Source organism: Crossiella cryophila, assembly GCF_014204915.1.
GTDB classification, from domain to species: Bacteria; Actinomycetota; Actinomycetes; order Mycobacteriales; family Pseudonocardiaceae; genus Crossiella; species Crossiella cryophila.
The window spans coordinates 5923076-5949607 of sequence record NZ_JACHMH010000001.1; the positions used below are offsets into that span (position 1 = coordinate 5923076).

Consider the following 26532-nt stretch of genomic DNA (forward strand, 5'->3'; position numbering starts at 1 on the left):
TCTCGCACATGCAGCCGTTTGGCTGCCTGAACCATAGGCAGCCAAACGGCTGCATGTCAACCACTAGGCTTGGACCGTGCGTGGGGGATCACTGCTGATCGGTGTTGTGCTGCTCGCCGGACTGGCCGGGTGCGGGGCGCCGGAACCACCCAGACTGGGGACGCCGGGGCAGAAGGTCACCGTGGTCCGGGGCGAGCGGACCTATCCGATGACCGCGGAGATCCTTGGCTGGGAGGTCCGGCCGCATCCGCAGGTCCCAGAGCGGGGGCCCGCGGTCAACTACCGCTACCGGTTCAGCGGCACCGCACCTGAGGTGCGGGTCGAACTGCTGGCCTGCGCGATCGACGCGAACCGGGTGGTCATCCTGTGCGCGGGCATCCACCACCCCGGCATCGACGACCAGTGGTTCGGCCCGGCCGAGGGCTTCGACCTCACCCGCACCACCGCGGTGGTGGTCTTCCCCGACCAGCTGCACACCAGCTCGAACCCCGCCGACCCCAAGGACTTCGACGGCTACTACCCGCCGCGCCGGCTCGGTCCCGGCGACCGCCTCTGACGGGTCAGCGGGAAAATCTCCTGGGCGTGTCGATATCGCCGGTGGCCGTTCGTCGTCATGGTGTACGCCAGCACCAGAACTGACGGGAGCACCACGGTGAAGTACATGTTGATGATCATGGCCGCGGACAAGGACGCGGACAACGGCTGCACCTTCGAGGACTGGGTGGCCTATGCGAAGGAACTCAAGGACTCGGGGGTGTGGGTCAGCGGGCACGCGCTGGCCGACCTGGTGACGGCGACGACGGTGCAGGTCGGCGCCTCGGGGGAGCGCACGGTCACCGACGGGCCGTTCGCCGAGACCCGGGAGGTGCTCGGCGGGTACGACATCATCGACGTCGCCGACCTGGACGAGGCGCTGAAGTGGGCGGCGCGCTGCCCCGGCTCCCGGGGTGGCGGGGCGGTCGTGGTGCGGCCGGTCGCGGACTTCGGGAACTGATCGCGATGAGCGAGCAGGCGTCCTCCTCGGTCGAGTCGATTTTCCGGGAGGAGCACGGCAGGCTGCTGGCCTCCCTGGTGCGCCGTTTCGGCGATCTCGACCTGGCCGAGGAGGTCGCCGCGGAGGCGATCGAGGCCGCGCTGACGCACTGGCCCGTCGACGGGGTGCCGCACAAGCCCGGCGCGTGGTTGCTGACCACGGCACGGCGCAAGGCGGTGGACCGGCTGCGGCGGGACCAGGCCTACGCGGCCCGGCTGGCCATCCTGCAGGTCGAAGCCGACCGCGCCGACCCGGCCCCGCCGGCGGATCGCGGTGGGGACCTGCCGGATGACCGGTTGCAGTTGTTCTTCACCTGCGCGCACCCGGCGCTGCCCGCGGAGGACCGCGGCGCGCTGACCTTGCGCTGCCTGGCCGGGCTGACCACGCCGGAGGTGGCACGGGCCTACCTGGTGCCGCCGGCCACGATGGCGCAGCGGATCGTGCGCGCGAAGAAGAAGATCCGGGAGGCGCGCATCCCGTTCCGGGTGCCGGGCGCGGACGAGTTGCCGGAGCGGCTGCCCGGGGTCCTGCAGGTGCTGTACTCGATCTTCACCGAGGGCTACGCGGCCAGCTCCGGGCCGGAGTTGCAGCGCCTGGACCTGGCCGAGGAGGCGATCCGGCTGGCCCGGATCCTGCACCGGCTGCTGCCCGGCGAACGGGAGGTGACCGGGCTGCTCGCGTTGCTGCTGCTGACCCACGCCCGCCGGGCGGCGCGCACCGGCATGTACGGCGAGCTGATGTTGCTGGCCGATCAGGACCGGTCGCGCTGGGACCGGGCGATGATCGCCGAGGGCGAGCCGCTGGTGGTCGCCGCGCTGTCCGGCGGCCCGCCCGGCCGGTACGGGGTGCAGGCCGCGATCGCCGCGCTGCACGATGAGGCCGCCGACTTCGCGAGCACCGACTGGCCGCAGATCGTGGCCCTCTACGACGTGCTGCTCACGATCATGCCGTCGCCGGTGGTGGAGTTGAACCGGGCGGCCGCGGTGGCCATGCGGGACGGCCCCGCCGCCGGTCTGGCGCTGCTGGACGAACTCGCCGGGGAGCCGAAACTCCGCGGCTACCACCTGTACCCGCTGGCCCGCGCGGACCTCCTGGAACGCCTGGGCCGCACCGAAGAGGCCGCCACCGCCTACCGGGAAGCCCTGGAACTGGCTGGCTCGGAACCCGACCGCGCACACCTGCGCGACCGACTTGTCGCCCTGGAGGGCAAAGACCATGGACCGTGACCAGATCCTGGACTGGACCTGCCGGCAGCGCCTGCGCCTGGCCGACTTCCTGGAGAGCCTGCCCGAAGCCGAGTGGCAGTCCCGTTCGCTCTGTCCGGAGTGGACGGTCTACGAGGTCGCCGCGCACATGACCATCTCCACCCGGATGACCTTCGGCGGCCTGGTCAAGGCCGCGATCCGGGCCCGCGGCGACTTCGACCGGATGGAGGCGACCCTGGCCATCGAGCGGGCGGCCCGGTTCACTCCGGCGGAGTTGATCGTGCAGGTGCGGGAGCACGCGGGGTCGGCCAAGCGCACGCCCGGTTCGGGTTTGCTGGACCCGTTGACGGACGCGTTGGTGCACGCCCAGGACATCGCGCGGCCGCTGGGGCGGGTGCTGGCGATGCCGGTGGAGCCGACGGTTCCGGCGCTGGAGCACGTCATGAAGAGCCCGTTCTACGGTGCGCGCAAGCGGTTCCGCGGGATGCGCCTGGTCGCCACGGATGTCGAGTGGACCTCGGGGGAGGGGGCTGACGAGGTGCGTGGGCCGGTGGGGGAGCTGTTGTTGCTGGCGACCGGGCGGGCGGCGGGGCTGGCGGGCTTGACGGGGGCGGGTGCGGAGCGGCTGGCCTCAGCCTTCGCCCAGGCGGGCCAGTAGCCAGTTGACCTGCTGGTGCCGGTGCTGGGCCTGGTGCAGGACAAGGGATTCGCGCCAGGCGGTGGCCGCCTGCCCGGTCTGGCCGAGGGCGGTGTGCGCACTGCCCAGGCGGCGCAGGATGTCGGCCTGTTCGTAGGTGTCGCCGAGTTCCCGGTACTGGGCCAGGGCTTGGTGCAGGTAGTCGATGGCCTCGTGGTGGCGGCCCAGTTTCAGCGCGATGCTGCCGAGGCTGTGCAGGGCGCCGGCTTCGCCGTCCCGGTAGTCGTGGGTGCGGGAGAGCGCCAGTGCGGTGGTGAAGTAGTCGACGGCCTTGAGTTCCAGGCCGAGGTTGACCAGGTGCCAGCCGTAGCCCTTGAGCGCCTTGGCCCGCCACTCCGGTGCGTTGAGCTGCTCGAAGGCGTCCAGGGCGTGGGTGGCGGCTTCCAGGGCCCGCTGGTGATCACCCAGGGCCTGCCAGGCGAGCGCGAGCGCGCGCTGGGCGTGGGCTTGACCGGCGAGGTCGTTGGCTTCGGTGGCCAGTTCGACCGCGCGGCGCAGGTGGTCGAGTGCTTCCCGGGGCTGGCCGAGGCGTAGGCAGGCGCGGCCGAGTAGCCGGAGCGCGGTGTGGCGGGCTTCGGCGTGGTCGAGCTGGTCGGCGGCGGCCAGGCCGAGGGCCCAGGTGGTGTGGTGGTCGTGCTGGTGGCCGCGGCGCTGCTGGAAGGTGGTCAGGGCCCAGGCGAGTTGCCAGGTCAGCAGGGGATCGCCGAGGTGCAGGGCGGTGAGCAGGCCGGGGTGTTCGGCGTCGAACCAGGTCAGGGCGGCCTGTTCGTCGGGTAGTTCCAGCGGTGGGGTGCGGGGTGGGCCGGGTGGCAGGGGGTGCACGTGGAGTTGGTCGAGGTGGTGGTGGGCGGCCAGGGCGGTGTGCAGGTAGAAGTCGGTGAGCCCGGTCAGGTCCCGGTCGATGGCCACGGTGGCGGCGAACTTGCGGACCAGGTCGTGCATGCGCCACCGGTTGGCCGTGTCCCGGTGGATCAGGGATGCCTGTTCCAGGGCGCGCAGGGTGCGGCGGGTGTCGGGGGAACCAGCCAGCGCGGTGGCGGCGGGCAGGCTGATATCGGGGCCGGGGGCGATGCCGAGCAGGCCGAACACACGGGCCTGTTCGACGCTGAGGGCGCGGTGGGACCAGGACAGGACGGCGGTGACGCTGGCGGTCGGGTCGTCCTCGTCCAGGCCGGTGTCGCGGAGTTCGGCGATGACCTCGGACAGCGGCAGGTGCGGCTGGATGCGGGCGCGTCCGGCGACGATGGTGAGCGCCAGGGGCAGGCCGCCGCAGAGTTCGCCGAGTTCACGCAGGTCAGCCGGGTCGGCGTGGCCTAGGCGGGTGGCGAGCAGTTCGTGCGCGGCCTGTCGGGGGAGGACGTCCAGGGCGACGTGCTGGGCTCCGTGTGCGCCGATCAGACCGGGGAGGTGGTTGCGGCTGGTGACCAGCACTGTGCAGGTCGGGCTGCCCGGGAGCAGCGGGACGACCTGGGCGGTGTCCACGGCGTTGTCCAGGATGATCAGCAGGCGTTTGCCCGCGACCAGGCTGCGGTAGTGCGCGAACGGGTCGGCGGGCTGGTGGGCCGGGTCCTGGCCGAGGGCGTCCAGGAAGCCGTGGACGGCGGTTTCGGGGGCGAGGGGTTCGCTGTCGGGGCTGAAGCCGCGGAGGTCGACGAAGAGTTGGCCGTCCGGGAAGTCCTCGAGTCGCTGGTGGGCCCAGTGCAGGGCGAGTGCGGTTTTGCCGATGCCGCCGGTGCCGGCCAGTGCGGTGATGGCCACGGTCGCGTTGCCGCCCAGCGCGTTGGTGAGGGCGGTGAGTTCCGGGGTGCGGCCGACGAAGCTGGTCGGGGCGGGTGGGAGTTGGCGGGGGATCGGCGGTGGGGTGGCGCCCAGGTGGATGTCGCCGGTGATCGAGGCGGCCTGGATCAGGTGGCCGCCGACCGAGCCCGCGTTGTCGTTACTGTGCGTCACGCGGGTTGACTGTAGTGGGTCGGCGGAACAACGCGGTCCAGAGGAAGGGTTCGCCGAAGCTGGGGGAGTCGGCGGGTTCGTCGTGCATGCGGCGGAGTTCGACTTCGGTGAGGTCGGCGAAGATCCAGCGCAGCGACTCGGGGGTGAAGGCGAGTCCGCCGCCGAGGCCGCCCTGGTGGTACAGCTCGGTGTCGGACAGCTCGGAACCCATTGCGCCGGAAGCGAAACAGGTCAGCGCGAAGTGTCCGCCGGGGGTGAGTAGCCGGTGGAGCAGGGCGAGGTAGCTGATCCGGCGGTGCGGGGGCAGGTGGTGCAGGCAGCCGGAGTCGTAGATCAGGTCGTACGGGCCGGTCAGCTCGGTGGAAAAGGCGTCCCCGCAAAGGAAATTGACGTCGGCCTCGGCTTCGCGGGCTCGGTCGCGGGCCCAGTCCAGGGCGGTGGGGGAGAGGTCGATGGCGTCCACGGTGAAGCCCGCGGTGGCCAGGTGCACGGCGTTGCGGCCCGGTCCGCAGCCCAGGTCCAGGGCCCGGCCGGGGGTGATCAGGCCGCGGTCGAGGTAGGAGGCCAGGTTCTCGTCGGGTTTGGCCACGAAGAACGGCACCGGCTTGTCCCGGTCGGCGTAGAAGTCGTCCCACCAGGTGGAGCCCGCCTGGCTGGTCCAGCGGTCCGCCTCGCGGGCGAACAGGCCGTCCAGCAGCCGGAGCACATCGTCCACATCGCGAATGTCCCGGTCCATCCGGATCCCCCTTTCCGCAGGTCAATCCTAGTGCAGTCCGGAGGTGTGAGCCGGGGATAGGTGGGTATCCGGGCTGCATGGTCAGCACTGGAGCAGCGATGGCCGACGACCTGCCGCCGTTACCCCTGGAGGACCCACCGGACCAGCCGCCCACCGCCGATCCGGAGGCGTTGCTGCGCACCCTGGTCAAGGTGGTGACCACGTTGCGCGGCCAGGACATCCCGTTCGCGGTCACCGGTGGCGCCGCGGTGTACGCGCGGGGTGGGGCGGCCTCCGATCACGACATCGATCTGCTGGTCACCGTCGAGGACGCCCGCCGTGCGGTGCAGGCGTTGATGGACAACGGGATGCGCGGGGCGCAGCCGCCGGAGGACTGGCTGCTCAAGGCCTATGACGGGGACCGGTTGATCGACCTGATCTTCCGGCCCAACGACCGGCCGGTCACCGCGGAACAGCTCGCCGCCGCCGAGGACCTGCGGGTCGGCTCGGTCACCGCGCCGGTGGCACGGGCCACCGATCTGGTGGTGGACAAGCTTTTGGTGCTCGGGCCGCATCGGTGTGACTTCACCGAGTTGCTGCCGATGGCCAGGGCGTTGCGGGAACAGGTCGACTGGGAACGGGTCGCCACCGACACCGCGGGCTCGCCGTACGCCGAGGCATTCCTGTTGCTGGCCAAGCGACTGCGGATCGCCCCGGCACTCGGCGCGCTCGGCCAGCGAGGAGGACAGGGTGAACGAAGCGCGAACACCGCAGTATGAGGTCAGCCGGCTGCGCCGGGCGCTGGTGGAGGACCCCCGCACCGCCGAGCAGGGGGTCAGGGTCACCGTGCGCGGGCAGCACGTGTTCCTGGTCGGCGAGGTGGCCAGTGAGGCGCGCAGGCGTGGTCTGGACGAGGTGATCGGGGAGGTGGCGCCGGATCTGGTGGTGCACAACGAGACCCACGTGGCCGGTGCGGCCGCCCCGGTTGGACGGGAGGAGTTGCGGTGATCCGGATAGCCGCGGTCGGCGACGTGCACCTGGGACCGGACGCCGCCGGACACCTACGGCCCGCCCTGGAACAGCTGGGCGAGTGCGCCGACGTGCTGTTGCTGGCGGGTGATCTGACCAAGCACGGCAGCCTGGAGGAGGCCCAGGTGGTGGCCGAGGAGTTCGCCGACCTGGCGGTGCCGGTGCTGGCGGTGCTGGGCAACCACGACCACCACGCCGACGTGCCCGAGCAGGTCGCCGAACTGCTCACCGGGCACGGCATCACGGTGCTGGAGGGCGAGGCGGTCACGCTGGAGCTGGGCGGGTGCAGGCTGGGTGTGGCCGGGGTGAAGGGTTTCGGCGGCGGGTTCGCCGGGAAGTGCGGCAGTGCGTTCGGGGAGCGGGAGATGAAGGCGTTCATCAACCACACCAACGGGATCGCCGAGCGGCTCGCCGACGCGCTGCACGGCCTGGACTGCGATGTGAAGGTCGCGCTGACCCACTACTCACCGGTGACCGACACGCTCAAGGGTGAGCCGCCGGAGATCTATCCGTTCCTGGGGTCCTACCTGCTGGCCGAGGCCATCGACAGCGCGGGCGCCGATCTGGCCGTGCACGGGCACGCCCACTTCGGCACCGAGCACGGCAGTACCCCTGGCGGGGTGCGGGTGCGCAACGTGGCCCAGCCGGTGATCAAGAGCGCCTACCAGGTGTACTGCCTGGAACCGGCGGTCGCGGCCACCTCGGTGTAGGCGGTGCCGATGCGGTTGGGTGATTTTCTTTGTGGCAGCAGGTTTCCGGTCGGGCGGGGCGGGTAGCCGATGAGTGCGTGACGAACCGTCCTACTGGGACGGTGAGGCCAACCGAGAGGAGCGCGTGACCGGGAAGCAGGGCCCGGTCACCGCCCGCGGGAAACCGGTCGTGCCGCCCCCGCTCACCACCGGGGGCGGCACGACCGCCGCTGTGGTCAGGCAGGGCCGAGCCGGGTCAGGCAGGCGATACCGGTTCGCTGACCCGGCCGATGCCCGCGGTCAGGGCCCGGCCCGCGGCCCGCCGGTCCATGCCCTCCGGCCAGCTGGTGAGCAGCACCACCACGTACTGGTGATCGCCGCCGACCAGGCCGGTGGTGTGCACCATGGTCCGCTCCGCGCTGCTGCCCCAGCCCTGTTTGATCGCCCATCGGGCGCCTTGCAGACCGTCCGGGATGCCGAAGTGCTGGTCGAAGCCGTCCGCCGCGGTCCGCGGTGCCGCGGCCATCGACGTGGTCAGCAGCTGGCGGTGTTCCCGGGAGGCCACCGCGGAGATGTGCCGGTACACCAGCGCGACGTCGTGCGCGGTGAGCTGGGTGTCGCCCCACTGCCCGGCCTTCTTCGGCGGCCGCACCCCGCCCAGCTTGAGCTTGTCGGCCATCCGCTGCACGATCTGCGGTCCGCCCTGCGCGGTCCACAGGGCGCTGGCCGCGTTGTCGTCGCTGACCGTGAGCATCCGCTCGACCAGGTCCTCGGCGGCCTCGCCCTGGCGTTCCAGCGCGTCCAGCGCGATCAGCAGTTTCACCACCGAGGCCGAGGCGAACCGCTGTTGCGCGTTGACCCCGGCCACCACCTGGCAGGAGGATAGGTCGACCACCTCGTAGCCGATACTCGCCCCGCGGGCGGACTCGTCCACCGCCTTGCGTACCGCGGCCGCCGACCCGGTCGGATTCCCCGGTGCGGTCAGCGGCCCGGTGCACCCGGTCCGCCACGGATCGCGCCCGAACGAGGTGATCAGCACCGTGGCCACCACCGCGACAACCAGCCCCACCGGCAGCCACAGACGTACTCGCATGCCCTCTTTACGCCGAAAGCATGAACCCGGTTGCAACGGAAATCAGTTGCCCGATCGCGGACACTGACCCCATGGCGATCTTCCTGACCACCGAACGCCTGGTCCTCACCGTCCCGGCGCCCGCAGACCTCCCCGACGTCATCGCGTTGCACGGCGACCCCGAGGTGATGCGCTACCTCAGCGCGCCCAAGAGCCCGGCCGAGACCGAGGCGGGTTTCACCAGCAGGATGAGCGCCCGCTACCCGCGTGGCCTCGGTTACTGGATCGCCCGGCGCCGCGAGACCGGCGAGTTCCTCGGCTGGTTCGAGCTGTATCCCAGCGAGGCCGACTCGACGGTCGTCGAACTCGGCTACCGCCTCGCCACCGCGGCCTGGGGTCAGGGCCTGGCGAGTGAGGGGTCGATCGCGTTGGTGGACAAGGCGTTCCGGGAGCATGGGGTCCGGGTGGTCACCGCGAACACCATGGCGGTGAACGCGGGGTCGCGGCGGGTGATGGAGAAGGCCGGGCTGCGGTTCGCCCGGACCTTCTTCGCCGACTGGGACGGTGAGGAGATCGAGGGCAGCGAGCAGGGCGACGTGGAGTACCAGCTGACCAGGGAGGAGTGGTCGGCCTCGACCACCCAACCCTGACTCACCCGCCCGCCGCCCGTTGCCCTGCGCGGCTGTCCGCCGCCGGGCGTCCTCGGGCCGCGACCGCCGCCCGCGAACCGCTCGGTCAGTCCGCCGCGCGCTCGGCCACCGGGCGTCGCCGGCGCCCCGGCTCCAGCGACGGTGGCTGCCAGGCCCCGTCCGCCCGGTACAGGTCCGTTCCCGGCGGCACGATCTCGTCGATGCGGTCGAGGGTGGCGTCGTCCAGCACCAGGGCGGCGCCCTTGGTCAGGCCCTCGAACTGCTCCATCGTGCGTGGTCCGATGATCACCGAGGTGACCGCCGGGTGCGCGGCGGGGAAGGCCACCGCGAGTTCGGGCAGGGTCACGCCCAGGTCCTGGGCCAGTTCGGCCAGCTGCTCCAGGGCGTCGAACTTGGCGGCGTTCTCCGGCAGGGACGGGTCGAAGCGGAACGGGGTCAGCGCGGCCCGGCCGGTGCCCAGGTCCACCGGCTGGTTCTTGCGGATCTTGCCGGAGAGGAAGCCGGAGGCGAGGGGGCTCCAGGTCAGCACACCCATGCCGTAGCGCTGGGCGGTGGGCAGCAGGTTGGTCTCCACGCCCCTGGCCAGCAGCGAGTACGGCGGCTGTTCGGTGCGGAAGCGGTACAGGCCGCGGCGTTCGGCGACGTGGTGGGCCTCGGCGATGTCCTGGGCGGGGAAGCTGGAGCAGCCGAAGGCGCGGATCTTGCCCTGGCGGACCAGGTCGGTCAGCGCGGCCAGGGTCTCCTCGATGTCGGTGGCCCGGTCGGGGCGGTGCACCTGGTACAGGTCGATCCAGTCGGTGCGCAGGCGGCGCAGGCTGTCCTCGATGGCGCGGGTGATCCAGCGCCGGGAGTTGCCGCCGCGGTTGGGTCCCTCGCCCATCGGGAAGTGGAACTTGGTGGCCAGGACCACGTCCTCGCGCCTGCCTGCCAGTGCCTTGCCGACGATCTCCTCGGACTCCCCGGTGGAGTACATGTCCGCGGTGTCCACGAAGTTGATGCCGGTGTCCAGGGCGGCGTGGATGATCCGGGCGCTGTCGCCATGGTCGGAGTTGCCGACCGCGCCGAACATCATCGCGCCCAGGCAGTGCACGCTGACCTCGATGCCGGTGCCGCCGAGTGTGCGGTAACGCATAAGTGCTGCTCCCCAGTGTGGTGTTCGCTGCGCCGGACCCTAGGTGCTGGAGCGGACTCCAGGTCAACCCCATGATATGTTTGACTAAGTCAACGAACTAGCGGACTGGGGCAACGATGACGAGTGTGCGGCAGGAGCGGATCGCCGCGGTCCGGGCCTTCACCCGGTGCTACACCGCCCAGCTGGGCGTGCTCGACGAGGGACTGCTGCGCACCCCGTACACGCTCACCGAGGCCAGGGTGCTCTTCGAGCTGGGCCAGCGCGACACCGTGGACGTGGCCGACCTGCGCCGCGACCTCGCCCTGGACGCCGGGTACCTCAGCCGGATCGTCGGCCGCTTCGCCGCCGACGGACTCCTGGCCAAGGAGAAGTCCGCCGCCGACGCCCGCCGCCAGGTGCTGCGCCTGACCGAGTCCGGCCGCGCGGTCTTCGCCGACCTGGACGCCCGCTCGGCCGAACAGGTCCTCGGCCTGCTCGGCGAACTCGCCGAAGCGGACCAGGAACGCCTGGTGGCGGCCATGAACACGGTGCGGGAGGTGCTGGCGCCGACCCGGCCCCGCCCGCGCACGGTGGTGCTGCGCGCGCTGCGTCCCGGCGACTACGGCTGGGTGATCAGCCGCAACGCCGTGCTCTACGCCGAGCAGTTCGGCTGGGACCAGAGCTACGAGGCCCTGGTCGCCAAGATCATCGCTGATTTCGCTGGTTCTCACGACCCTTCTCGGGAGGCGGGCTGGATCGCCGAGGTCGACGGCGAACCGGTGGGTTGCGTGTTCTGCGTGAGCGAGGACGAGCAGACCGCCCGGCTGCGGCTGTTGCTGGTCGAACCGAGCGCCAGGGGTCTGGGCATCGGCTCTCGCCTGGTCGAGGAGTGCCTGCGCTTCGCCGAACGCGCCGGCTACTCCGCGATCACCCTGTGGACCAACGACGTGCTCACCGCGGCCCGCAAGATCTACCAGGAGTTCGGGTTCGAGCTGGTCAGCGAGGACAAGCACCACAGCTTCGGCAAGGACCTCACCGGCCAGACCTGGTCCCGGCCACTGCCGGTGCGGGTAACTCGCTGAGCGGCACCGCCCCGGCCATCGCCTGATAGCCGGCGTCGTTGGGGTGTAACCAGTCGCCGTTGTGGAAGTGCGCCCGCAACCTGGCCGGATCAGCCGGATCCCGCACGGCCGCGTCGAAGTCGACCACCCCGTCGAAGAGCACGCCCGACCGGATTCGCTGGTTCACCTGCTGCCGTAACGATTCCCTGGCCGCGGTGAACCTGGCCGAGCCCTGGAACGGGGTGAGCGTGCCGCCGAGCACCCGGATGCCGCGGGCGTGCGCGGTGGCCACGATCCGTCGGTAGCCCTGCCACAACTGCTCCAGCGAGGGCGGGTTGTCCTGCCGGATGTCGTTGATGCCTTGCAGGAGGATCGCGGTGCGCACCCCGGCCCGCCGCGTGATGTCCCGCTGGGCGCGGGAGATCCCGGCGGGTCCGTAGCCCGGGTTGTCCGCCAGGACTTTGTTGCCGCTGATCCCGGCGTTGACCACACCTGAGCGGCGATCCCGCGCGGCGAGCCGGTCCGGCCAGCGGCGATCGGTGCCGACCGTGGACCCGGCGCCGTCGGTGATCGAGTCGCCGAAGGCCACCACCGCGCCGCCGGGGGCGTCGACCTCCACATCGGCGAGGAAGTACCAGGAGGTGGTGCTGCGGGTGAACACCGCCGGATCCAGTGCCCCGGACTGGTCCCCGGCCGCCAGGTGGTTGTGCGCGTAGGCCGCCCGGTGCCGGGTGGCCAGGCCTGGCGGGCGGTCCAGGAACATGCTCACCACCAGGTCCGAACCCGCCGCGACGGTGAACGGCAGTGGATCGCTCACCGCTGTCCCGCCCGCGGCCACGGTCACCGGTCTCCGTCCACCGAAGCTCAGCTCACGCGGGGTGCTGACCGGTCGGCGTGGACTGGTAGCCGTGGCCACCGCGACGGTGACCCGGCCGAAGCGGGCCGCGCCGTCTCCGTACACATTGGACAGTCGGATCCGGACCGCCGACCCGCCGAGGCTGGTGTGCGGGAAGTGCCGGACGGTGTAGCTCGGCCAGGAGGCCAGTTCGGCACTGCCCTCACTCATCGCCGTGCCCCAGGTCGCGACCCAGTGGGCAGCCGCACGCGCGGGTGCGACGGCCTGTGCCACCGGCGCCGACCACAGCGTCAGCAGCACCGCCAGTACCGCCGCGGGTACGGAAGTCCACGTCCGCATGTCACACCGCCCGCGCGATCGCGATGTTGCCGCCCAGCCGGTCCCCGGCCTCGTAGAACATGTACTCCCGCCCGCCGTCGGAACCGAAGGACGGGGCGGCGGAACGGCCGTTGTCCGGCGCGGTGCTCAGCGGTGTGTGGAAGACACCCAGGTGGACGCGCCTGCTGAAGTCCCTGCCGACCTCGGTGATCCGCATCCCGCCCTGGTCGGTGTGGTAGACGACGTAGGCGGAATCGTTGCGGAACAACACATGTGGCCCGGACAGGTTGGTCCGCCCGATCTCCTCCGGCCGGATCAGCGGTTGCTGGTCGAAGCTCCAGTTCCGCCCGTCGGCCGACCAGCCCCAGCCGATGGAGCGCCGGTTCGCGGTGGTATTGATCATGAAGACCATCACGTAGTGCGCGCCGCGTGCCGGGATGCTGTGCTCGAACACCCTGGCGTAGCTGGCTTCCCTGGTGCTGGCGGGCAGCATGGTGGTGGACAGCACGATCTTGTCGTAGCGGAAGGTGATGCCGTCGGTGGAGCGGGCCAGCCGGGTGGTGGTGTTCTCCCCGTGGAAGTAAAGCCACATCTCCCTGGCCCGGCTGTTCCACAGCACGTGCGGACTGGACACGTGCGTCACGAAGTCGTAGTGCGGCGGCCATTCCCGCCGCACCAGTGGATTGCCGCCGTACTCCCGGAACGGGCCTTCCAGGGAGTCGGCGTAGCTCAGGCAGATCCCGCCGGGGGCGTCGTGCGGGGCGTAGTAGAGGTAGAAGCGGCCCAACGGGTTCGCGATCCGGCCCGCGGTGCCGCGCACGCACGGGAAGATCACCTCGCGGCGGGCCGGGGGATAGGTCAGCGTGGCCTTGTCGAAGGCCAGCTTGAGGTAGCGGTAGTCGGGGAAGCCGCCAGGGGCCGCGGCGGCCGGGGCGGGCATCGCGCCGAGCACGGCGGCGGAGCCCAGTGCGGCGGTGCCGCCGAGCAGGGTGCGGCGGGAGAAGGTCGCCGGGTGGTGCGCGGTGTCGTCCATGTCGTTCGCTCCTTTGCGAAACCACGGCGTTGGCGGGGGAGTGTGCTCGGCCCATAACGGCCGGTCAAGGGCCTAATACGTATTAGTACTGCGGTCTGACCCATTTCGGTCAGCTCCTTGACTTGCCCGTCGGTGCTGGCGACAGTTCGGTGCTAATCCGCATTAGCGCTGGAGATCCGGAGGTGCCGGTTGCCCGCGAGAGGACGCAGACGTCCGTCGCAGTCGGATGTGGCCCGACTGGCCGGGGTCTCCCAGACCACGGTGTCGCTGGTGCTCAGCGGCAACAAGTCCGGCATCTGCCTGGCCGAGACCACCCGCCGCCGGGTACTGGCCGCCGCCCAGACCCTGGGCTACGCGCCCGACCCGGTGGCCACCCGGCTCGCCCTGGCCCGCAACAACATCCTCGGCCTCTACACCTTCACCGCGACCTTCCCCACCGGCGTCGAACACTCCTACTACCCCTCGCTGGCCGGGGTGGAGGCCGAGGCCGCCGCCCAGGGCCAGGACGTGCTGCTGTTCACCGGCTCCACCGGCGCGGGCCAGGACATCCTGCGCCGGGTCCGGGTCGCCGACGGCTGCCTGTTCCTGGGCAGGCACGTGCCAGAGGACCAGCTCGCCGTGCTGCTGGCCGAGGACTACCCGTTCGTCCACATCGGACGCCGGGACGAACTGGACGGCCGCATCCCCTATGTCGGCGCGGACTACGTCAGCGCCGCCGCCGAGGTCGTGCACGGCCTGCACGCCCTGGGACACCGGCACATCCGCTACGTCCGGGAGCGGGACGAGGCCCCGTCCTCGGCCGACCGCGAACTCGGCGTACGCCGGGCCGCCGCGGCCACCGGACTCGACCACGACGACCTGGTGCACCGCGCCGACGCCGCCGAGATCACCCCCGGACTCCTGGAGAGCTGGCTGGCCGCCGGGGTCACCGCGCTGGTCACCGAGGAGACCGACACCGGAGCCGTGTTCACCGCCCTGACCAGGGCACTGGACGCACTCGGCGTGGACTGCCCGAGCACGGTGTCGCTGGCCCTGCTCGGCGCGCCACCGGTCACCGGCTGGCGGGACCGCCGGATCAGCGGCTTCGCCGTGCCCCGGCACGAGATGTCCCGCGCCGCGGTCCGGCTGCTGGTCGACCTGGTCACCGGCGCGGAGCACCCACCGCACCAGCACCTGCTGCCGTGTCCACCGCGCACCGGCGACACCACCGGTCCGGCACCCCATCGCTGACTCCTTTCCGAAAGGTCCTGAGCATTGTCCGAGCGTGAAACAGAGATCCTGGTCGTCGGCGGCGGCCTCGGCGGGGTCGCCGCCGCCCTGGCCGCCACCAGGGCCGGGCACACCGTGGTGCTGACCGAGGAGACCGACTGGATCGGCGGCCAGCTCACCGCGCAGGCCGTGCCACCGGATGAGCACCCGTGGATCGAGCGCTTCGGCTGCACCGCCAGCTACCGTGAACTCCGCGAGGGCATCCGCGCCTACTACCGGCGCGCCTACCCGCTGCGCGCCGAGGCACTGCGGCAGCGCGAGCTGAACCCGGGCGCCGGGCGGGTCAGCAAGCTCTGCCACGAACCGCGGGTCGCCCTGGCCGTGCTCCAGGAGCTGTGCCAGCCCCAGATCGCCGCCGGACTACTCACCATCCTGTTGCAGCACAAGCCGATCCGCGCGCATGTGCACGGTGACCTGGTCGAGGCGATCACCCTCGCCGGGCCGGACGGCGCCGAGATCACCGTGCGCGCCGCCTACGTCCTGGACGCCACCGAGTCCGGCGACCTGCTGCCGATGGCCGGCGTCGAACACGTCACGGGGGCCGAGGCGGCCGCCGAACACAACGAGCCGCACGCGCCCGATCTCGCTGATCCATACAACCTCCAAGGCATCACCTACTGTTTCGCGTTGTCCCACCACCAGGGCGAGAACCATGTCATCGACCGGCCGGAGATGTACTCGTTCTGGCGCACCTACCGGCCGGAGTTCTGGCCCGGCCCGCTGATCGGTTTCCGCGCACCGGATCCACGCACGCTCGAACCGACCGAACGCACCTTCCGCCCGAACCCGGACATCGATCCGCTCGCGGTCAGCGCCGACCAGAGCGCGGACGCCGGGGACAAGGAACTGTGGGGCTTCCGGCGCATCCTCGCGCGCGGCCTGCACCAGCCCGGCAGCTTCGACTCCGACATCACCCTGGTCAACTGGCCACTCAACGACTACTGGCTCATGCCTGCGATGGAGATCGACGGCGGGGTCGACGCCGACGGTGTCCGTACTGCCCTGCACGAGGCCAAGCACCTGTCGCTGTCCGTACTGTACTGGCTGCAGACCGAAGCCCCACGCCACGACGGCGGAACCGGCTTCCCAGGACTGAAGCTGCGTAATGAAATCACCGGAACGGCTGACGGCCTCGCGAAAGCACCATATATCCGCGAATCCCGGCGCATCCGTGCCAAAAGGACAGTCACCGAACGTGATGTGGCGCTGGAACTGGTCGGTCCGGCCGGTGGCACCAGGTACCCGGATTCGGTGGGCATCGGCAGCTACCGGATCGATCTTCACCCCTCCACCGGCGGCGACAATTACATAGACGTGGCAAGCGTTCCGTTCGAGATACCGCTCGGCGCGCTGCTGCCACAACGGGTCCGGAACCTGCTGCCCGCGGCCAAGAATCTGGGCACCACCCACATCACCAACGGCTGCTTCCGACTCCACCCCGTCGAGTGGAATGTGGGAGAGGTTTCCGGGCACCTGGCGGGCTTCGCGCTACGCAACGGAGTCGAACCGCACCAGGTGCACGCCGAGACCAAGCTGCTGGACAGCTTCACCCAGGAACTCGACCGCGCCGGCGTGGAACGCCGCTGGCCGGACATCCGCGGGTACTGAGCATGCGGACACCGGAAGGCGGAGCGGTGGGACGGATCAGGGTCGGCATCGACGTCGGCGGCACCTTCACCGACGCGGTCGCGGTCAGCGCAAGCACATTCGAGCTGCTCGGCCAGGTCAAGGTGCCGACCAGCCACCACCACCCCGACGGCGTGGCGCACGGCATCGTGGCCGCGCTGACCCAACTCCTGGCGCAGGTCGGCGTGGCTGCCGCCGAGGTCGGCTTCCTCGCACACGGCACCACCCAGGCCACCAACGCCCTGCTCGAAGGCGACGTCGCCAAGGTCGGGATCGTGGGCGTGGGCAAGGGTTTCGACGGCTGGGCCACCGCACGACTGCGTGCCCTGGGCAGGCTGAAACTCGCCCCCGGCCGCACCCTGCCGGTCAGCTACGCCGCCGCCCGCGACCCGGCCGAGGCCGCCACCGCCGTGACCACGCTGAGAAAAGCGGGCGCGGAGGTGCTGGTCGCGGTCGAACCCTTCAGCGTGGACGACCCACTCGGCGAACAGGCCGTGCTCGCCGCCGCGGCCGAAGCCGGCCTCCCCGCCACCGCCACCCACGAGATCTCCAAGCTGTACGGCCTGACCAAACGCGCCCGCACCGCCGTGCTCAACGCCGGGATCATGCCGCGCATGCTGGAGACCGCCACCCTGGTCGAACGCGGCATCGCCGCGGCCGGGATCACCGCCCCGCTGATGGTCATGCGCTGCGACGGCGGCGTCATGTCCCTGGCCGAGATGCGCAGCCGCCCCCTGCTCACCGTGCTCTCCGGCCCCGCCGCCGGGGTCGCGGGCGCGCTGCTGGCCGAACGGATCAGCGAGGGCGTCTTCCTGGAAACCGGCGGCACCTCCACCGACATCAGCGTCATCCGCCGCGGCCGGGTGCAGATCCGGCACGCCAGCCTGGGCGGCCGGGAGACCTACCTGTCCGCGCTGGACGTGCGCACCGTCGGCGTCGGCGGCGGCTCGATGATCCGGCTCGCCCCGGGACAGCAGGAGATCGCCGACGTCGGGCCGCGCAGCGCGCACATCGCCGGACTGCCCTACGCCTGCTTCGCCAGCACCGCCGAACTCGCCGGGGCCAGGCTCATCACCCTGCGCCCACGACCGGAGGACCCCGACGACTACCTGGCCATCGAGGCCGCCGGCGGGCGCTACGCGATCACCCTGACCTGCGCGGCCAACGCCCTCGGCGTGGTCCCACCAGGCGATCACGCGCAGGCCGACCCCGCCCTCGCCCGGCTCGCGCTCGCCCCCCTGGCACTGGCCCTGGGCGTGCCGGTGGAGGCGGCCGCGCGGGCCGTGCTCGACCAGGCGATCCGTCCGATCCGGGCCGTCCTCGACGCGTTGCTGGCCGACTACCGGCTGGACCGGGACCTGCTCACCCTGGTCGGCGGCGGTGGGGGAGCGGCCACCGTCACCCCGCACCTGGGCGCGGAAACCCGGCTGGACTGGCGGATCGCCGCGCACAGCGAGGTCATCAGCCCACTGGGCGTCGCCCTGGCCCTAGTGCGGGAATCGGTCGAACGGATCGTGCCCAACCCCGGGCACGCCGACGTGCTGGCCGTGCGCGCCGAGGCCGAGGCCGCCGTGGTCGCCCAGGGCGCCGATCCGGCCGGGGTCGAGGTGGAGGTCCTGGTCGACCCGCAGCGCAACCTGGTCCGCGCCATCGCCACCGGTGCCACCGACCTGCGCACCAAGGACCGCGCGTCCACAGTGGACGAACAGCGGGCAGGCGAGATCGCCGCGCGCAGCCTGGACGTGCCGGTCACCGAGGTGCGGCCGTTGGCGCACAACGGCAACTACCGCGTCTTCGGCCACACCCGCAAGCGCGGCCTGCTCCGGCGACCGCGGCTGGCCGTGCGGGTGGTCGACGCCGAGGGCGTGGTCCGCGTGCACAGCGCCGACGCGCACGTGGACACCCTGACCGTCGCCGAAGCCCCGGCCAGACTGCTCGAACTCATCCACGGCCGCACCCGCTACGGCGACGGCGGCGGTCGCGCCCCCGCGGTCCGATTGCTGTTGGGCGCCAAGGTGGTCGACCTCAGCGGCGTGCTCGCCGTGGACGCGCTGCTCGCCCTGGCCGACACCGAACTCCGCACCCGCGCACCGGGTGAAACCCTGGTCGCGATCATGGAGGAACGGCGATGACCGAACTCGACCGCGCCGTGTGGCTGCTCCGGGCCACCCCGACCCACGAACACCGCGACGAGCACACCCTGCGCCGCTGGGCCCGTATCGCCCTGGACTTCGGCCGCGAACTCGCCACCACCGCACAGCCACTGGAGATCCCGGTGCACCGGGTCGAGGGCGGCCACCACCCGGACGAACTGGTGCTCGCCGAATACCGGCCCAACCGGCCCAGAATCCTGCTCTACACCGACACGCTCACCGCGGTACAGGACATCCTGCGCGCACAAGGATCGCACGAGATGTTCCCGCCGGAACTCGTCGAGGCAGCCGCGATCGCCCATGAACAGGCCCACCACCGCCTGCACGGTCCAGCGGGCCGCGAACTACGCCACCGCCTCGACCATACCGCACTGACCCTGGGCCGGATCCGCCTGCGCGGACACGTGCTCGGCGCGGACGAGGTCGCCGCGCACAGCTACGCCCGGCACGTCCTGGGCGGGCGGCACTGCCCGCTGCGCCTCACCCAGACCCTCAGCCGCCACCTCGCCGCCACCCGGAGTTGACCATGGGTTTTGTCATCGTGGCCGTGATGGCCGTGGGTGTGCTGCTGATGCTCACCCGGTTGCTGCCCACCGCGTTCACCCTCGGCTTCCTCGCCGTGGCCATCGCCCTGCTGTCCGGGGCCAGCCTGCTCGGCAAGACCGACAGCGTGGCCACCACCGTGCTGCAGACCGGCGCCCCGCTGCTGGCCGCCACCATGATCGCCATCCTGCTCGGCTCCTGGCTGGGCGCGCTGCTGGAGGAGACCGGCATCGCCGCGACCCTGGTGCGCAAGATCGTGGAGTTCGGCGGGGAACGGCCCTCGCTGGTGGCTCTGGGCGTGTTCGGGGTGTCGCTGCTGGTCGGCACCATCACCGGCTCCGCGCCCGCCGCGCTGCTGGCCGGGGTGGTGGGGATCCCGGCGATGATCGCGGTCGGCGTGCCCAAGGTGGTCGCCGCAGGCACCGTGCTGATGGGCATCTCCGCCGGACTGCCCCTGGAACTGATCGGCTGGCAGTTCCTGGCCGACGCGCTGCGGATGCCGATCGAGCAGGTCCGCTCCTTCCAGCTGCGGCTGTTCCCGATCGTGCTGGTCATCGGGATCGCCTACGTGCTCATCGAAACCCGGCGCAAGGGCGTGCGGCACGCCTGGGCGGTGCGCGCCTCCGCCTCGCGCCGGGCCCGGCGGGGCGACGCGCCCTGGTACGCGCTGCTCACCCCGCTGGTGCCGATCGTGCTCGCGCTCGGCTTCGACCTGCCGATCGTGCCCGCCCTGCTCGCCGGACTGCTCTACTGCCTGGTCAGCACCTACCGGCGGGGCGGGGCCAAGGAACGCGCGCTGCGCACGCTGTACCGGGCCTTCGAGGTGGCCGCGCCGCCGATCGTGCTGTTCGTGGCCATCGGGATGCTGTTGTCCGCGGTGCGGCTGCCCGGCGCGGTCGCGGCGCTCAACCCGATCGTGCAAGCCGTCAGCCCGGCCGGTCCGGTGCTGTTCGTGCTGGTCTTCGCGGTGCTGGCGCCGCTGTCGCTGTACCGGGGGCCGCTCAACATCTACGGTCTGGGCGCGGGTGTGGCCGGGGTGCTGATCTCCGGCGGGGTGTACCCGCAGACCGCGGTGCTGGGCCTGATGTCCTCCCTGGGCCAGGTGCTCGGCGTGTCCGATCCGACCAGCACGCAGACGGTGTGGAGTGCCCAGTACGCGGGCACCCGCCCGGAACGGGTGATGCTGTCCACGCTGCCCTACACCTGGCTGATCGCCCTGGGCGGCCTGACCCTGACCGCGCTGCTGTACCTGTAGCGCTGTCGGTGCCCCCGCCTACGCTGCCGGGGGTGACCGACATTCGCCCCGCCGACCCCGGCCAGGCCGATGAGCTGACCGAGCTGATGCACGCCAGTTCGGCCTACCGGGGTGAGTACGCCTCGATCCTGCACGAGTTCCGGCTCACCGCCGCGGATCTGAGCACCGAACCCACCTTCGTCGCGATGCGCGCGGAGCGGCCGCTGGGCTTCTACCGGCTCATCCTGGATCCGCCGGAGCTGGACCTGCTGTTCGTGGCCGATCACGCGCAGGGACTGGGGCTGGGAGCGCGGCTGCTCCGGCACATGCTGGCCGAGGCTGCGCGCCGCGGGCTGACCGCGGTGCGGATCGTCTCGCACCCACCCGCGGCCGAGTTCTACCGCCGGCAGGGCGCGCGGCAGGTCCGGATCCTGCCGCCGTCGCCGCCCCGGGTGACCTGGTCCCGGCCGGAGTTCACCCTCCCGGTACCTCCGGCCGCTGGGTGCACACGGCCACCAGCCCCACCAGGATCATGATCCAGCCGCTGACGGTGAACAGGACCATGAACGGGTAGGTGCCGATCACCAACTGGACGCTGCCGGCCAGCACGCACAGGACGCCGAGCTGGGTGGTGCTGCGGCCGGCCAGGGGCAGGAAGCTGAGCAGGGCCAGGGCCAGGAAGAACGGGCTGGCCGGGCCGACGGAGATCGACATCAGCACGCCGACGACCATCGACAGGGTGATCGGCAGCGCCATCAGCCGCCACAGCCAGCGCGGTGGGGTCGTCATGACAGGCCGTGGAAGCGGTAGATGGTCGAGACGATGATCAGGTAGCCGCCCGCCGCGGCGAGCAGGATGAACGGCACCCTGGCCGGCCAGGACCGGCCGGACAGCGCGACTCCGAGCAGAACCAGGCCGGGACCCATGAAGAGCATGGGGACGGTCAGTCCGGGCGTGATCGCGACCACCAGGCAGGCCGCTCGGAACGCGTACTCGTTGGCGATGAAGAACAGCGGGGCGAACCCGACCAGCGACATCACCACCAGGTACTGCTCGGTCGGGTCGACGGATGTGGTCGCCGAGATCTTCGTGAGCGTGGTGGCCGCCATGACCACCGCGGCCACCATGGTGGCGACGATCCGCCAGACGGGGGCCCGGAGTGCTGTCTCCATGCTGAACCTCCTTGATTGAGCGAGCGCTCAATTCTAAGCACATGTTGAGCGATTGCTCAAAGAGATTCGGGTCAGCTGCCGGTGGCGGCGGTGATCAGGTTGAGCGCGGCTGGGCGGCCGTAGTCGAAGGCGGCGTCGTCATCCAGTGAGGTTGCCAGGGCCATCGAGCCCTCGAACAGCACGAACAGCTGGCGGCCCAGCTCCTCCGGATCGCTCGCCCCGGCCTCGCGGGCGGTCTCGGTCAGGCGGTGCAGGAAGTCGAGCTTGTGGCGGTGGATCACCGCGTGCGCGGCCTGGTTGCCCGCGGCCAGTTCGACCGCGGCGTTGTGCATGGGGCAGCCGCGGAATCCGAGGGCCTGGTCCGGGCGGTCGAACAGGGCGATCAGCCGGTCCCGGGCGGACAGGTCGGCGCGGGCCAGGTTGGCCTCGTTGCCCAGGGATCTGGTGGCGAGCTGCTCCAGGTAGGCGGTGACCAGGTTGTCCTTGCTGCCGAACACTTTGTAGAGGGTGCGCTTGGAGACCGCCGCGGCCTCGGCCAGCTCCTCCACGCCGGTGGCCTGGATGCCCTGCCGGTAGAACAGTGCGCTGGTCGCGCCGAGGATGCGCTCACGCGGGCTGGCCTGGGTGGTCATGCGTTCAGGGTACCGCTCGTTTTCCCGTTCCGGAAAACCACGTGTCGCCGATCACGGAAAATGGGGTACCGATCGGTTTACCTGGATCGGCCGGACTTCGGGAAAGGACAACGGGCATGACCACGCACACCCATGTCACCGCACCGACACAATTCGTCGAGGTCGACGGGACCCGGTACGCCTACCGCCGTTTCGGCGCGGACACCGGCACCCCGCTGGTCTTCCTCCAGCACTTCCGCGGCGGCCTGGACAACTGGGACCCGGCGGTCACCGACGGACTGGCCGCGCACCGCCCGGTGCTGCTGCTCAACTACGCCGGCGTCGGCGCCTCCACCGGAGCGACCCCGGAAACCATCGAGGGCCACGCCGACGGGGTCGCGGCCGCACTCGGCGGACTGGGCCTGCGCACGGTGGACGTGCTGGGCTTCTCCATCGGCGGCATGGTCGCCCAGGAAGTGGCCCTGCGGCACGCTGAACTGGTACGCAGGCTCATCCTGGTCGGCACCAGGGCCAAGGGCGGCACCAGCGAGGGCGCGCACCCGGACTACCCGCACGTGGCCACCCGCAACGCGGTGCCGGAACTCGCGGACTTCCTGTTTCTCTTCTTCGACCCGGCCCAGGCCAGCCAGGACGCGGGCCGCGAGTTCTGGGACCGCCGCACCGCCCGCGCCGACGCCGACCCGCCCTCGGGCGCGCAGACCATGCAGGCCCAGGGCATCGCCGGGGCGAAGTGGCAGGCCGACGGCGAGGACCGCTTCGCCGACCTGGCCCGCATCACCCAGCCGACCCTGGTGGTCAACGGGCGCGAGGACGTCATGGTGCCGACGATCAACTCCTACGACCTGGCCCGGCACCTGCCGAACGCCCAGCTCAGCATTTACCCGGAATCCGGCCACGGCGCGCTGTTCCAGTACCCGGAACTGTTCGTCAGCCAGGCCGAGCGATTCCTCGCCAACCACCGCGTGTTCCACTGAAAGGCGACCGGCAATGAGTGACCTGCTCGACTTCGTCCTGGAAAAGCACGGCGGCCTGACCGCCTGGCAGAACACCACCGAGATCACCGCCCACCTCAACGCGGGCGGCCCGTTCTGGGGACTGCGCGGCTACCCCGACGCCTTCACCAGCCAGACCCTCGTGGTCGACCCACACCGCCAGCACCACGTGATCACCCCCTGGCTCGACCCCGGCCACAACCTGACCTTCCAGCCCGAGGAGGTCACCCTGCGGGACAACACGGGCGCGCTGGTGGACCGCCTGGCCGAACCCCGCGGCACCTACCGCGGCTACGACGCGCTGACCCCGTGGCAACCGCTGCAGGTCGGCTACTTCCTGGGCTACGCCATGTGGAACTACCTGGTCACGCCCTACCTGTTCACCTTCGACGGCGTCCGCGCCGAGGAAGGCGAGCCCTGGCAGGAGAACGGCGAGACCTGGCGACGCCTGCACGTCACCTTCCCCGCCGACCTGGCCACCCACACCGCCGAACAGACCTTCCACTACGGCCCCGACGGCCTGCTCCGCCGCCTGGACTACACGGTCGACGTCAACGCGGACGTGCTGGTCGCGCACTACACGGGGGAGCACCGGACGGTGGGCGGACTGGTGTTCCCGACCAGCAGACGGGTGTACCGGCGCAACCCGGACAACACGGCGGACCTCAGCCTCGCCGGGATCACCCTGGAGCTGAACGACATCACGGTCGCCTAGGCGGCGGTCGGCCGCGAGGGTGCGGCCCGGCCGGTCACGATCGTAGGGAGCGGTCGGCCTGGGCTCGGGCGGCGGCCGGTCTCCCGGTGCGGCCGGGCCGGTAGGCAGCCGCCTTCGTGGCGGGGCGGTCGCCGCGGCGGCGTTCAGCCCGTGATGCGTTGAGCCGCCAACCTGCCGGAGATCAGCACCGGCGGAATCCCCACCCCGGGCGTGGTGCCCGCCCCCGCCAGCACCACGTTCGCGAACGCCCTCGGCAGGTTCCCCGGCCGGAACGGCCCGGTCTGGGCGAAGGTGTGCGCCAGCGCGAACGGCGTGCCCGCGGACAGCCCCTGCCGGGCCCAGTCCGCCGGGGTCACCAGCGACAGCCGGGTCACCGCGGCCCGGTCCGGCAGCAGGCCGCGTTTGGCCAGCACCGTCACCAGCTCCTCGGCGTAGCGCGGGCCGATCCGGTCCCAGTCCAGCGGCGCGTCGACCAGGTTCGGGCAGGGCGCGAGCAGGAAGTGCCCGGTCCGGCCGGGCGGGGCGAGGGTCGGATCGGTCAGCGACGGGGTGGTCAGCAGCAGCGAGGGATCCGACATCAGCCGCCCGCCGGTGGTGATCTCGGTGAAGGTCTGTTCCCACGCCTCGCCGAAGCTGATCGTGTGGTGCGCCAGGTCCGGCGAGGTCTGCTCGGCGGCCAGGTGCACCACCACCGCCGAGGGCGACCAGCGCAGGGGCACCGGGCGGCGCGGCTGGTGGCCGAGTAGCTCGTAGGTGGCGGCCAGGTCGGTGGTCAGCACCACCGCGTCGCAGGTGATCCGGTCGGTGGCGGTGTGCGCGGCCAGCACCCGGCCGCCCCGGCCCTCCAGGGATTCCACGGTCTCGCCGTAGCGGAACCGCACCCCGGCGGCCGCGGCGGCCTCGGCCATGGCCTGGGGGAGGGCCCGCATGCCGCCGCGCGGGAACCACACCCCGGCCACGGTGTCCATGTAGGCGATCACCGCGTAGGCGGCCAGCGCGCGCTGCGGCGGCACCCCGGCGTAGAGGGACTGGAAGGAGAACACCCGCCGCAGCCGCGGATCCCGGATGAACCGCCCCACCGCGGGCCCCAGCCGCCCGAACCCGCCCAGCGCCGCCAGCTTCGCCAGCGAGACGCCGGCCAGATCCAGCGGCGAGTCGAAGTTGGCCCCGATGAACCGGTCCCGCTCCACCGCGTACAACCGGCCCAGCCACTGCCGCAGCCGCAGGTAGCCCTGGGCCTCGGCCGGTCCGGCGAACCGTCGCACCTCCTCGGCCATCGCCTCGGCCCCGGTGTGCACGTCCAGGCTGGTGCCGTCGGCGAAGCGGGCCCGGTAGGCCGGGTGCAGCGGCAGCAGTTCCAGGCGTCGCGCCAGGGAGTCGCCGACGGCGTGCAGCGCCTCGTCGATGAGTTCCGGCATGGTCAGCACGGTCGGCCCGGTGTCGAGGCGGAACCCGTCCACGTCGAGGCGCCCGGCCCGGCCACCCGGATGCGGTTCGCGTTCCACCACGGTCACCTCGCGGCCGCTGCCGCGCAGGTGCAGGGCCGCGGACAACCCGGCCAGCCCACCACCGACGACCAGGACGTGGTCGCTCCGTCCGGTCACCCGCCGCATGGCCGTACTCCGTTCGGTCGTCCGCCGACTGCCGAACCCGTCAGTGATCGCGTTCGGTCAGCACCCTGGCCAACGTACCCAGTTGCCCGGCCGGGCCCGCACGAAGGTCCGCCGAGGCCAGCGCCGCCAGCGCGGCCGCGGTGTGCTCCTCGATCATCCGCTCCACCGCGTCCACCGCCCCGACCTCGGTCAGCGCCTGCCTGACCCGGTCCACAGTGGACTCCTCCACCGGGTTTTCCCCACTGTCACGCAGGATCCCGGTCAGCAGCTCGGTCACCGCGGGCCGCCCGGTCCGCTCGGCCAGGTGCAGCCCGAGCACCAGCAGCGGGGTCCGCTTGCCCTCGCGCAGGTCATCACCCACCGGTTTGCCGGTCACCGCCGGATCGCCGAAGACCCCCAGCAGGTCATCGCGCAGCTGGAAGGCCACCCCCAGCGACCGCCCGAACGCCCGCAACCGGCTCACCATCGGCTCGGCCGCCCCGGCCAGCTCGGCGCCCAGCTGCAACGGCCGCTCGATGGTGTAGCTGGCCGTCTTCAACCGGGCCACCCGCAACAACGCGGGCACCGAGTCCTCGCCCTTGGCGTGCGCCCGCAGATCGAGGTACTGACCGGCCACCATCTCACTGCGCATCGCCTGCCACGGCCGCCAGGCCCGCCGCAGCATGTCGTGGCTGACCCCGGAACTGACCAGCGCGTCATCCGCCCAGGCCAGCGCCAGATCACCGATCAGGATCGCCACCCCGTCACCGAAGCGCTCCGCGCAGCCCGACCAGCCCGCCGACCGGTGCCGACCCGCGAACACCACCTGTGCCGCGGGCTGCCCGCGCCGGGTCGAGGACCGGTCCATCACGTCGTCATGCACCAGCGCGCTGCACTGCAACAACTCCAGCGCCACCAGCGCCCGAACCACCGAGTCGGCCCGCTCACCGGCCGGATCGCCACCCGCGGCCCGCCAGCCCCACCAGGCGAAGGCCGGCCGGATCCGCTTGCCACCGGCCAGCGCCAACTCGGTCAGGGCCCGCACCACCGCCGGATCGACCCCCGCCCGCACGTCGCCCTCGCCCCGCGCCCGCAGGAACTCCTCGATCGCCGATTCCAGCCCGGCCTCGGCCAGCTCCTCGGCGAACACCACCTGTTGGACCGGCAAGTCCCCCTCCTCCGCTC

The 26532-nt window shown here is 71.6% G+C and carries 28 protein-coding genes; 17 read left to right on the top strand and 11 right to left on the bottom strand.

The annotated features are described in order from the left end of the window. Positions 1-76: 76 nt before the first annotated feature. From HNR67_RS25910 to HNR67_RS25925, 4 genes are all read left to right on the top strand, one after another. A complete protein-coding gene (locus HNR67_RS25910; RefSeq protein ID WP_185004821.1) occupies positions 77-556 on the top strand; it encodes a hypothetical protein in 480 nt (159 codons plus the stop codon). 96 nt (positions 557-652) lie between these two features. Beyond that, positions 653-994 carry a YciI family protein gene (locus tag HNR67_RS25915; protein WP_185004822.1) on the top strand — a complete coding sequence of 114 codons (342 nt, stop codon included), beginning with the start codon at positions 653-655 and terminating at the stop codon, positions 992-994. A gap of 5 nt (positions 995-999) precedes the next feature. Continuing rightward, complete coding sequence (locus HNR67_RS25920) at positions 1000-2259, top strand: RNA polymerase sigma factor (RefSeq protein ID WP_185004823.1); 1260 nt, start codon at positions 1000-1002, stop codon at positions 2257-2259. After that, positions 2249-2896, top strand: coding sequence for a maleylpyruvate isomerase family mycothiol-dependent enzyme (locus tag HNR67_RS25925; protein WP_185004824.1), 648 nt, complete (start codon positions 2249-2251; stop codon positions 2894-2896). The genes HNR67_RS25920 and HNR67_RS25925 overlap by 11 nt, the downstream gene beginning before the upstream one ends. On the opposite strand, the gene HNR67_RS25930 is transcribed toward HNR67_RS25925, so the two are convergent. Together HNR67_RS25930 and HNR67_RS25935 are read right to left on the bottom strand one after the other, a co-directional pair. Continuing rightward, on the bottom strand, positions 2870-4885 hold the full coding sequence (locus HNR67_RS25930; protein WP_185004825.1) for an ATP-binding protein: 2016 nt from the start codon (positions 4883-4885) through the stop codon (positions 2870-2872). The two genes, HNR67_RS25925 and HNR67_RS25930, sit on opposite strands and share 27 nt — an antisense overlap. Beyond that, positions 4872-5621, bottom strand: a complete 750-nt coding sequence (locus HNR67_RS25935; RefSeq protein ID WP_185004826.1) for a class I SAM-dependent methyltransferase — start codon at positions 5619-5621, stop codon at positions 4872-4874. The genes HNR67_RS25930 and HNR67_RS25935 overlap by 14 nt, the downstream gene beginning before the upstream one ends. A 98-nt stretch (positions 5622-5719) precedes the next feature. Between HNR67_RS25935 and HNR67_RS25940 the strand changes: the two genes are divergently transcribed. Genes HNR67_RS25940 through HNR67_RS25945 form a run of 3 tightly spaced genes read left to right on the top strand, consistent with a single transcriptional unit; the run spans position 5720 to position 7339 of the window. Then, positions 5720-6379: a nucleotidyltransferase family protein gene (locus HNR67_RS25940; protein ID WP_246492595.1), complete on the top strand. Its 660-nt coding sequence runs from the start codon at positions 5720-5722 to the stop codon at positions 6377-6379. Next, a complete protein-coding gene (locus tag HNR67_RS44860; RefSeq protein WP_312988056.1) occupies positions 6351-6608 on the top strand; it encodes a BON domain-containing protein in 258 nt (85 codons plus the stop codon). The genes HNR67_RS25940 and HNR67_RS44860 overlap by 29 nt, the downstream gene beginning before the upstream one ends. Continuing rightward, positions 6605-7339, top strand: coding sequence for a metallophosphoesterase family protein (locus tag HNR67_RS25945; protein WP_185004827.1), 735 nt, complete (start codon positions 6605-6607; stop codon positions 7337-7339). Before HNR67_RS44860 ends, HNR67_RS25945 begins: the two co-directional genes overlap by 4 nt. Before the next feature lie 235 nt (positions 7340-7574). Here the strand turns inward: HNR67_RS25945 and HNR67_RS25950 are convergent, their stop codons facing one another. Next, a complete protein-coding gene (locus HNR67_RS25950) occupies positions 7575-8411 on the bottom strand; it encodes a serine hydrolase (protein WP_185004828.1) in 837 nt (278 codons plus the stop codon). 71 nt (positions 8412-8482) lie between these two features. Here HNR67_RS25950 and HNR67_RS25955 point away from each other — a divergent pair, with 71 nt between their 5' ends. Continuing rightward, positions 8483-9040 carry a GNAT family N-acetyltransferase gene (locus HNR67_RS25955; RefSeq protein ID WP_185004829.1) on the top strand — a complete coding sequence of 186 codons (558 nt, stop codon included), beginning with the start codon at positions 8483-8485 and terminating at the stop codon, positions 9038-9040. A gap of 85 nt (positions 9041-9125) precedes the next feature. Here the strand turns inward: HNR67_RS25955 and HNR67_RS25960 are convergent, their stop codons facing one another. Then, complete coding sequence (locus HNR67_RS25960; RefSeq protein ID WP_185004830.1) at positions 9126-10172, bottom strand: aldo/keto reductase; 1047 nt, start codon at positions 10170-10172, stop codon at positions 9126-9128. A 116-nt stretch (positions 10173-10288) separates the two neighbouring features. Here HNR67_RS25960 and HNR67_RS25965 point away from each other — a divergent pair, with 116 nt between their 5' ends. Further along, the gene (locus tag HNR67_RS25965; RefSeq protein WP_185004831.1) at positions 10289-11233 is read left to right on the top strand and encodes a bifunctional helix-turn-helix transcriptional regulator/GNAT family N-acetyltransferase; all 945 of its coding nucleotides are present in this window, start codon (positions 10289-10291) and stop codon (positions 11231-11233) included. Here the strand turns inward: HNR67_RS25965 and HNR67_RS25970 are convergent. Both HNR67_RS25970 and HNR67_RS25975 read right to left on the bottom strand, forming a co-directional pair. After that, complete coding sequence (locus HNR67_RS25970; protein WP_185004832.1) at positions 11184-12407, bottom strand: SGNH/GDSL hydrolase family protein; 1224 nt, start codon at positions 12405-12407, stop codon at positions 11184-11186. The two genes, HNR67_RS25965 and HNR67_RS25970, sit on opposite strands and share 50 nt — an antisense overlap. Before the next feature lies 1 nt (position 12408). Beyond that, positions 12409-13419, bottom strand: a complete 1011-nt coding sequence (locus HNR67_RS25975) for a glycoside hydrolase family protein (RefSeq protein WP_221490056.1) — start codon at positions 13417-13419, stop codon at positions 12409-12411. Positions 13420-13647: 228 nt separating this feature from the next. On the opposite strand from HNR67_RS25975, the gene HNR67_RS25980 reads away from it, so the two are divergent. Genes HNR67_RS25980 through HNR67_RS26005 form a run of 6 tightly spaced genes read left to right on the top strand, consistent with a single transcriptional unit; the run spans position 13648 to position 20780 of the window. Then, entirely contained in the window at positions 13648-14649 is a 1002-nt protein-coding gene (locus tag HNR67_RS25980) for a LacI family DNA-binding transcriptional regulator (RefSeq protein ID WP_185004833.1), read from the top strand. Between the two features lie 24 nt (positions 14650-14673). Then, positions 14674-16296: an FAD-dependent oxidoreductase gene (locus HNR67_RS25985; protein WP_185004834.1), complete on the top strand. Its 1623-nt coding sequence runs from the start codon at positions 14674-14676 to the stop codon at positions 16294-16296. 26 nt (positions 16297-16322) lie between these two features. Beyond that, positions 16323-18446 carry a hydantoinase/oxoprolinase family protein gene (locus tag HNR67_RS25990; RefSeq protein ID WP_312988060.1) on the top strand — a complete coding sequence of 708 codons (2124 nt, stop codon included), beginning with the start codon at positions 16323-16325 and terminating at the stop codon, positions 18444-18446. Continuing rightward, a complete protein-coding gene (locus HNR67_RS25995) occupies positions 18443-18991 on the top strand; it encodes a hypothetical protein (protein WP_185004836.1) in 549 nt (182 codons plus the stop codon). The genes HNR67_RS25990 and HNR67_RS25995 overlap by 4 nt, the downstream gene beginning before the upstream one ends. A 2-nt stretch (positions 18992-18993) precedes the next feature. Further along, on the top strand, positions 18994-20265 hold the full coding sequence (locus HNR67_RS26000) for a TRAP transporter large permease subunit (RefSeq protein WP_185004837.1): 1272 nt from the start codon (positions 18994-18996) through the stop codon (positions 20263-20265). A gap of 32 nt (positions 20266-20297) precedes the next feature. Beyond that, positions 20298-20780, top strand: coding sequence for a GNAT family N-acetyltransferase (locus HNR67_RS26005; RefSeq protein WP_312988063.1), 483 nt, complete (start codon positions 20298-20300; stop codon positions 20778-20780). On the opposite strand, the gene HNR67_RS26010 is transcribed toward HNR67_RS26005, so the two are convergent. The 3 genes from HNR67_RS26010 to HNR67_RS26020 all read right to left on the bottom strand — a co-directional run bounded on the left by HNR67_RS26010 (position 20719) and on the right by HNR67_RS26020 (position 22048). Further along, positions 20719-21033: a hypothetical protein gene (locus HNR67_RS26010; RefSeq protein ID WP_185004838.1), complete on the bottom strand. Its 315-nt coding sequence runs from the start codon at positions 21031-21033 to the stop codon at positions 20719-20721. The genes HNR67_RS26005 and HNR67_RS26010 overlap by 62 nt on opposite strands. Beyond that, complete coding sequence (locus HNR67_RS26015) at positions 21030-21416, bottom strand: hypothetical protein (RefSeq protein WP_185004839.1); 387 nt, start codon at positions 21414-21416, stop codon at positions 21030-21032. Before HNR67_RS26015 ends, HNR67_RS26010 begins: the two co-directional genes overlap by 4 nt. A gap of 71 nt (positions 21417-21487) precedes the next feature. Next, a complete protein-coding gene (locus HNR67_RS26020) occupies positions 21488-22048 on the bottom strand; it encodes a TetR/AcrR family transcriptional regulator (RefSeq protein ID WP_185004840.1) in 561 nt (186 codons plus the stop codon). A gap of 116 nt (positions 22049-22164) precedes the next feature. On the opposite strand from HNR67_RS26020, the gene HNR67_RS26025 reads away from it, so the two are divergent. Both HNR67_RS26025 and HNR67_RS26030 read left to right on the top strand, forming a co-directional pair. Further along, positions 22165-23022: an alpha/beta fold hydrolase gene (locus HNR67_RS26025; RefSeq protein WP_185004841.1), complete on the top strand. Its 858-nt coding sequence runs from the start codon at positions 22165-22167 to the stop codon at positions 23020-23022. 13 nt (positions 23023-23035) lie between these two features. Continuing rightward, positions 23036-23755 (top strand): hypothetical protein, encoded by a 720-nt coding sequence (locus tag HNR67_RS26030; protein WP_185004842.1) that lies wholly within the window; start codon positions 23036-23038, stop codon positions 23753-23755. A gap of 143 nt (positions 23756-23898) precedes the next feature. Here the strand turns inward: HNR67_RS26030 and crtI are convergent, their stop codons facing one another. Then, a complete protein-coding gene (gene crtI / locus HNR67_RS26035) occupies positions 23899-25416 on the bottom strand; it encodes a phytoene desaturase family protein (RefSeq protein WP_344965482.1) in 1518 nt (505 codons plus the stop codon). Next, positions 25409-26515, bottom strand: a complete 1107-nt coding sequence (locus tag HNR67_RS26040) for a polyprenyl synthetase family protein (protein WP_246492596.1) — start codon at positions 26513-26515, stop codon at positions 25409-25411. Before HNR67_RS26040 ends, crtI begins: the two co-directional genes overlap by 8 nt. Between the last annotated feature and the right edge of the window lie 17 nt (positions 26516-26532).

Coding starts and splice junctions, on each gene's coding strand:
- HNR67_RS25920 (WP_185004823.1), top strand. CDS start 1,000: ATGAGCGAGCAGGCGTCCTCCTCGGTCGAGTCGATTTTCCGGGAGGAG.
- HNR67_RS25925 (WP_185004824.1), top strand. CDS start 2,249: ATGGACCGTGACCAGATCCTGGACTGGACCTGCCGGCAGCGCCTGCGC.
- HNR67_RS25935 (WP_185004826.1), bottom strand. CDS start 5,621: ATGGACCGGGACATTCGCGATGTGGACGATGTGCTCCGGCTGCTGGAC.
- HNR67_RS25940 (WP_246492595.1), top strand. CDS start 5,720: ATGGCCGACGACCTGCCGCCGTTACCCCTGGAGGACCCACCGGACCAG.
- HNR67_RS25950 (WP_185004828.1), bottom strand. CDS start 8,411: ATGCGAGTACGTCTGTGGCTGCCGGTGGGGCTGGTTGTCGCGGTGGTG.
- HNR67_RS25955 (WP_185004829.1), top strand. CDS start 8,483: ATGGCGATCTTCCTGACCACCGAACGCCTGGTCCTCACCGTCCCGGCG.
- HNR67_RS25960 (WP_185004830.1), bottom strand. CDS start 10,172: ATGCGTTACCGCACACTCGGCGGCACCGGCATCGAGGTCAGCGTGCAC.
- HNR67_RS25965 (WP_185004831.1), top strand. CDS start 10,289: ATGACGAGTGTGCGGCAGGAGCGGATCGCCGCGGTCCGGGCCTTCACC.
- HNR67_RS25970 (WP_185004832.1), bottom strand. CDS start 12,407: ATGCGGACGTGGACTTCCGTACCCGCGGCGGTACTGGCGGTGCTGCTG.
- HNR67_RS25975 (WP_221490056.1), bottom strand. CDS start 13,419: ATGGACGACACCGCGCACCACCCGGCGACCTTCTCCCGCCGCACCCTG.
- HNR67_RS25995 (WP_185004836.1), top strand. CDS start 18,443: ATGACCGAACTCGACCGCGCCGTGTGGCTGCTCCGGGCCACCCCGACC.
- HNR67_RS26000 (WP_185004837.1), top strand. CDS start 18,994: ATGGGTTTTGTCATCGTGGCCGTGATGGCCGTGGGTGTGCTGCTGATG.
- HNR67_RS26010 (WP_185004838.1), bottom strand. CDS start 21,033: ATGACGACCCCACCGCGCTGGCTGTGGCGGCTGATGGCGCTGCCGATC.
- HNR67_RS26015 (WP_185004839.1), bottom strand. CDS start 21,416: ATGGAGACAGCACTCCGGGCCCCCGTCTGGCGGATCGTCGCCACCATG.
- HNR67_RS26020 (WP_185004840.1), bottom strand. CDS start 22,048: ATGACCACCCAGGCCAGCCCGCGTGAGCGCATCCTCGGCGCGACCAGC.
- HNR67_RS26025 (WP_185004841.1), top strand. CDS start 22,165: ATGACCACGCACACCCATGTCACCGCACCGACACAATTCGTCGAGGTC.
- HNR67_RS26030 (WP_185004842.1), top strand. CDS start 23,036: ATGAGTGACCTGCTCGACTTCGTCCTGGAAAAGCACGGCGGCCTGACC.